At 70.8% G+C, this 5,525-nt stretch carries 4 protein-coding genes; 2 read left to right on the top strand and 2 right to left on the bottom strand.

The window, feature by feature from the left end; translation table 11 throughout:
* Positions 1 to 782: 782 nt before the first annotated feature.
* On the bottom strand, positions 783 to 1,961 hold the full coding sequence (locus IF06_RS0131550; RefSeq protein ID WP_030275420.1) for a trans-sulfuration enzyme family protein: 1,179 nt from the start codon (positions 1,959 to 1,961) through the stop codon (positions 783 to 785).
* 83 nt (positions 1,962 to 2,044) lie between these two features.
* Between IF06_RS0131550 and IF06_RS0131545 the strand changes: the two genes are divergently transcribed.
* On the top strand, positions 2,045 to 2,524 hold the full coding sequence (locus tag IF06_RS0131545; protein WP_013287525.1) for an Lrp/AsnC family transcriptional regulator: 480 nt from the start codon (positions 2,045 to 2,047) through the stop codon (positions 2,522 to 2,524).
* A 61-nt stretch (positions 2,525 to 2,585) separates the two neighbouring features.
* The gene (locus tag IF06_RS0131540; protein WP_174361724.1) at positions 2,586 to 3,581 is read left to right on the top strand and encodes an LLM class flavin-dependent oxidoreductase; all 996 of its coding nucleotides are present in this window, start codon (positions 2,586 to 2,588) and stop codon (positions 3,579 to 3,581) included.
* 167 nt (positions 3,582 to 3,748) lie between these two features.
* Here IF06_RS0131540 and IF06_RS0131535 read toward each other — a convergent pair.
* Positions 3,749 to 5,525: rhamnogalacturonan lyase (locus IF06_RS0131535; protein WP_030275418.1), on the bottom strand; the 1,777-nt coding region annotated here is incomplete at its 5' end.

Raw genomic sequence — 5,525 nt, 5'->3', positions numbered from 1 at the left:
CATCCGCCGACGACGCCACCAAGCCCAAGCCATGACCAGCCACTACACCCGACAAGCCCTCACCGAGCCGTGATCACAATCCCCGGCTGGAGTACTAGCAACGGAAGCTGCTTCCGCTATTACTCAGATAGGCGTCGGAAACCCAGCCATTCCAGGTGCCGGACCCATTCCCGTACCTGACGTAACTCCACGAGGTGATGCCGCTGACAGAGTCCCCGTAGTCGAAACACTCCAGGGTGACCCAGTGCGAGTTCGGAACTCGTTTGATCAATCCACAGCTTGTATGCGGCCCAGTCCGCATGGCAAGCCCGGTCGAACCAGCACCCACGACTTGCTCACTCCCGGGATCCTTGTCTGAGTGGCCGTGGCTGCAGCTCGCAGCAGCCGGCGTCCCACTAATCGCCACAGCACCACCCGCAGCGGCTAGCACCAATGCCATTTGCACCGCCAGCACAGCCGACCGACTGCGGCGCCAATGAGGAATGGACACTGAACCTCCCCGTGATCCGACGCACCACGTCCGGCGCGATCATGGAGAGGAGCCTAGCAGAGGAGGTTCTGACAATCAAGATCCTGGATATCTAGTCGATTATGGCTGGCGGCAGATGGAAGGATCACCCTATTCGATGACCGAGCCTAGTAGCGACTTCCGCCAGTCGTCCATCAAGACCCAGCGTGCGGTGCCCCAATACCCGCTATCCACACCCCTTAGCAAAAGCGCGAAGCTGACGCGCCAAGAGCCCTCCGATCCACTCAGCCCACTAGTGCAGGCATTGCACAGATCAGTGCGTTCCAAATAGGGCATTCGTCAAGTCCGCCCGCAGGTCCTCCGGGTCCTCCAGGCCGACCGAAACCCGCAGTAGCCCGCCGCACGGCTTGGCGTCGCCCTCGACCGGCCGGTGGGTGAGCGAGGCCGGGTGCTGGATCAGCGTGTCGACGCCGCCGAGCGACACGGCGTGCGTGATCAACTCGCAGGCGCCGGCGACCTCGGCCGCGGCGGGCGCGCCGCCGCGTACCTCGAAGGCGAGCAGGCTGCCGGTGCCGGACATCTGGCGGCCGACCAGTCCGGCCGGGTCGTGCAGCGACGGGTGGTGGACGCGCTCGACGGCGGGGTGCCCGGCGAGCCAGGCGGCGAGCTTCTCCGCGCCGGCCTGCTGGGCGCGGACGCGCAGCGGGAGGGTCTGGATGCCGCGGTGCAGCAGATAGGCGCCGAGCGGGTGCAGGACGGCGCCGGTGACGGCGCGGACCTGGCGCAGCCGGGCGGCCCACTCGGGTCCGCAGGCGACGACGCCGGCGAGGACGTCGCCGTGGCCGCCGATGCTCTTGGTGGCGCTGTGCAGCACGAGCGCGGCGCCGTGGCGGGAGGGCTGCTGGAGCACCGGGGTGGCGACGGTGTTGTCGACGAGCAGCGGGACGTCACCGGCGGCGTCGGCGAGCGCGGCGATGTCGACCAGGTCGAGGCTGGGGTTGGCAGGCGTCTCGACCACGACCAGGGCGGTGTCGGGGCGGATCGCGGCGGCCACGTCGGCGGTGGTGGCCCAGGTGACAGCGGTGCCGAGCAGGCCGGTGGCGAGGACGTGGTCGGTGCCGCCGTAGAGGGGGCGGACGGCGACGACGTGACGCTTGCCGTCGCGGGTGGCGGCGAGCAGGGTGGCGGTGAGCGCGGCCATGCCGCTGGCGAACGCGACGGCCTCGGCGGTGCCTTCGAGCTCAGCGAGGGCGGTCTCGAACCGGGCCACAGTGGGGTTCCAGAGGCGCTGGTAGACGGCGCTGCCGCCGGCCGGGAGGGTGCCGCCGGTGGCGAGTGTCTCGTAGTCGTCACCGCCGCCGGCCACCGAGGGCAGCGGGTTGGTGGTGGACAGGTCGATCGGCGGGACGTGGACGCCGAGCCCGGCGAGGTCGGCGCGCCCGGCGTGTACGGCTGCGGTGTCCACGGAAGTCATGCCGGAAGCGTCGAACATGACGACGGCTAGAGGCAATAGCAGCGAACAAGATTCTGGCAATCACGCTTTCGCCCGGCTGTGATTCGGTGAAAGATGGTCGCATGCCTGCCGCACCGAATGATGTACGGCCGTTCGCCGGCCTGGACGACACCGACCGCGCGATCCTCAGCGAGCTGGCGGCCGACGGCCGACTGCCGAACAACGCGCTGGCCGAGCGGGTCGGGGTGGCGCCGTCGACGTGCCTGACGCGTACCCGGGCGCTGCGCGAGTGCGGGGCGATCCGCGGGTTCCACGCCGAGGTGGACCCGGCGGCGGTGGGCCTGCCGTTGCAGGCGCTGGTGTCGGTGCGGCTGACCGCGCACGAGCGGGCCGCTGTTGACGCGTTCCGCGCCCGGTCGGTACGGCTGCCCGGCGTGGTGTCGGTGTTCCACGTGGCGGGCGCTGAGGACTACGTGCTGCACGTGCGCGCCGCCTCCGGCGACGCGCTGCGGGACTTCGTCCTGGATCATCTGGCTGTCGATCCGGCGGTGCAGCACACGCAGACCAGCCTGATCTTCGAGCAGGCCCGCGGTATGGGGTAACGCACCCGGCGGAACAATTCCGGCACGTCACGGGTTGCACCTGCCTGTGATCGACGTACCCATGTCTGTTCTTGATCTTGCCCCGGTGGCGGCGACCGGCAACGCCGGTGAGGCGCTGCGGTACACCACGGAGCTGGCCCGCCGCACCGAGGAGCTGGGCTACCGCCGGTTCTGGGTGGCCGAGCACCACAACATGCCCGCCATCGCGAGTTCCGCCCCGGCGGTGCTGCTCGCGCACCTGGCGGCGAACACCAGCACGATCCGGCTCGGCTCGGGCGGGGTGATGCTGCCCAACCACGCGCCGCTGGTGGTGGCCGAGCAGTTCGGCACGCTGGAGGCGCTGCACCCGGGCCGGATCGACCTGGGCATCGGCCGGGCGCCGGGCACCGACCAGGTGACCGCGCTGGCGCTGCGCCGCACCATGGAGGGCCTGTCCGCGGAGCACTTCCCGCGCGAGCTGGCCGACCTGATGAACTACTTCTCCGGCGCCGAGCCGGGCCCGATCACCGCGACGCCGGGCCGCGGCCAGTCGCCGCAGGTGTGGCTGCTCGGGTCCAGCGGGTTCAGCGCGCAGCTGGCCGGTCTGCTCGGGCTGCCGTTCTCGTTCGCGCACCACTTCAGCTCGCAGAACACGATCCCGGCGTTGCAGCTCTACCGGCAGAACTTCCGGCCGTCGCAGTGGCTGGACCGGCCGTACGCGATGGTGGCTGTCAACGCGGTCTGCGCGGAGACCGACGAGCGGGCCGAGTGGCTGGCCGGGCCGTCCGGGCTGTCGTTCCTGAAGCTGCGGTCGGGGCGGCCGGAGCCGCTCGTCACGCCGGAGGAGGCGGCGGCGTACCCGTACTCGGAGTTCGAGCGGGAGTTCGTCGCCCAGCGCCGCGACGGCCAGGCGACCGGTTCGCCGGAGACGGTGGCCCGGCAGCTCGGTGAGTTGCTGGAGCGCACCGGCGCGGACGAGCTGATGCTCACCACGATGGTGTACGACGTGGCGGACCGGGTCCGCTCGTTCGAGCTGATCGCCGAGAAGGTGGCGGGCGGGCTGCGCCGGGAGGGCTGAAACACGCTCTTCATAGCGACGTCACCGCACCGTCGCGTGGGACGCATAACTTTGTCCCCGGTGGTGGTACGGCATTCCCGGTCGGGACGGGTCGGGAATGCTGCGGTGTGGTGCACCGGGTCGCCGGCGGAGCGGATTCCGCGGCCGGCGACCCGGTGCCTGCCGTTTCAGCGCAGGTAGATGTTCGGCGCGGGCGGGGTGCTCATGCCGTCGCCCAGGAAGTAGCCGGGGTGCGGCGGCTGGTTGTAGGCGGTGTTCTGCCAGGCCACCGCCACCCGGTACTGCGGGTCGTGCATCAGTGTCGGCAGGCGCAGCCCGGTGGTCACAGGCGTGCTGTAGATCCGTAGCGCGGTGCTGTCGGAGGTGCGCCAGACGACCTCCTCGCGCCAGTCGCCGAGCAGGTCCGCGGAGAGCGCCGGGGTGGACTTGGTGCCGTTGTTCGAGGCGACGCCGCTGCCGGTGAGCAGCCGGGTGTCGCCGCCGGTGCCGTACTTGTCGATCTTCGTGGCGTCGAGCAGTTCCCGGACCGGGTCGCCGTCCCACCAGATCAGGAAGTTCGCCGACGACGGTTTGCGCCCGACGTTCTGGCCCCGGGTGTTCAGCAGCCCGTCGACAGCCGACGACCAGGACTCGGCACCCGGGCTGCCCGCCCAGACGTCGCCGGAGACGCCGCGGCCGTTGTCGCCGCTCGGCGCCGTCTGCCAGATGATCTGCCCGGTACGCGCGTCGGCCATCCAGGAGCTGGGCTTGCTGCCGTCCTCGTCGACCTTGAACACCTCCAGGCCCGCGCGGGAGGGGTCGAGGTCGCCGACGTGCAGGGCGTCGCCGTGGCCGTTGCCGGTGGAGTACAGCAGCCGGCCGTTGTCGTCGATGGTGGCGGCGCCGTACACGATCTCCTGGCGGCCGTCGTTGTCCACGTCGGCCACGGAGAGCTGGTGGTTGCCCTGGCCGGCGGCGGCGCCGTTGCCGGAGGCGTTCGAGTCGAACGTCCAGCGCTTGCGCAGCGTGCCGTCGCGGAAGTCCCAGGCCGCGACGACGGCCCTGGTGTAGTAGCCGCGCGCCATGATCAGCGAGGGGCGCTGCCCGTCCAGGTACGCGGTGCCGGCGAGGAACCGGTCGACCCGGTTGCCGTACGAGTCGCCCCAGGACGAGACGGTGCCGCGCGGCGGGTCGTAGTCGACAGTGGACAGCGCCGCGCCGGTGCGGCCGTCGAACATGGTCAGGTACTCCGGTCCGGCGAGCACGTAGCCGCTGGAGTTGCGGTGGTCGGCCGAGCCGTTGCCGATCACCTGGCCGGTGCCGGAGCGGGTGCCGTCGGCGGTCTTCACGGCCACCTCGGCGTCCCCGTCGCCGTCGTAGTCGTACACCTGGAACTGGGTGTAGTGGGCGCCGGCGCGGATGTTACGGCCGAGGTCGATGCGCCACAGCCGGGTGCCGGTGAGCGTGTACGCGTCGACGTAGACGTTGCCGGTGTAGCCGGACTGCGAGTTGTCCTTGGCGTTCGACGGATCCCACTTGAGCACGAACTCGTAGCGGCCGTCGCCGTCGAGGTCACCGACGCTCGCGTCGTTCGCCGCGTAGCTGTACCCCTCCCCGGACGGGGTGGTGCCGCCGGGCGGCGGCTGGATCGGCACGTCCAGGTAACCGTTGGCGAACTGGAGCGCCGGGGCGGACGCCGCCTGCTCGGCGCCGTTCACCACGGCCCGCACGGTGTACGCCGATCCGGCCGCCGCGCCGCTGTCCAGGTACGTGGTGGCGCCGGTGATCGGACTGCCGTTGACCTTGGTGCCACCCCGGTAGAGGTTGAACGAGACCCCCGTCGTCTCGGTGCCGAGCAGCCGCCAGGAGACCAGGTTCCCGCTGCCGGAGCGGACGCTGATCAGGCCCCGGTCGAGGTCCTCCATCTGCTTGGCGCCGGCTGGCGGGGTGGTGGGCGGCGGGGTC

The sequence above is a fragment of the Micromonospora globosa genome (genome assembly GCF_000717585.1).
Taxonomy (GTDB): domain Bacteria; phylum Actinomycetota; class Actinomycetes; order Mycobacteriales; family Micromonosporaceae; genus Micromonospora; species Micromonospora aurantiaca.
This window is presented reverse-complemented; position numbering and strand designations above follow the sequence as displayed.

What these genes read in the sequence shown, in the direction of transcription:
- IF06_RS0131550 (WP_030275420.1), bottom strand. Translation starts at nt 1,961, where the DNA reads ATGTTCGACGCTTCCGGCATGACTTCCGTGGACACCGCAGCCGTACAC.
- IF06_RS0131545 (WP_013287525.1), top strand. Translation starts at nt 2,045, where the DNA reads ATGCCTGCCGCACCGAATGATGTACGGCCGTTCGCCGGCCTGGACGAC.
- IF06_RS0131540 (WP_174361724.1), top strand. Translation starts at nt 2,586, where the DNA reads ATGTCTGTTCTTGATCTTGCCCCGGTGGCGGCGACCGGCAACGCCGGT.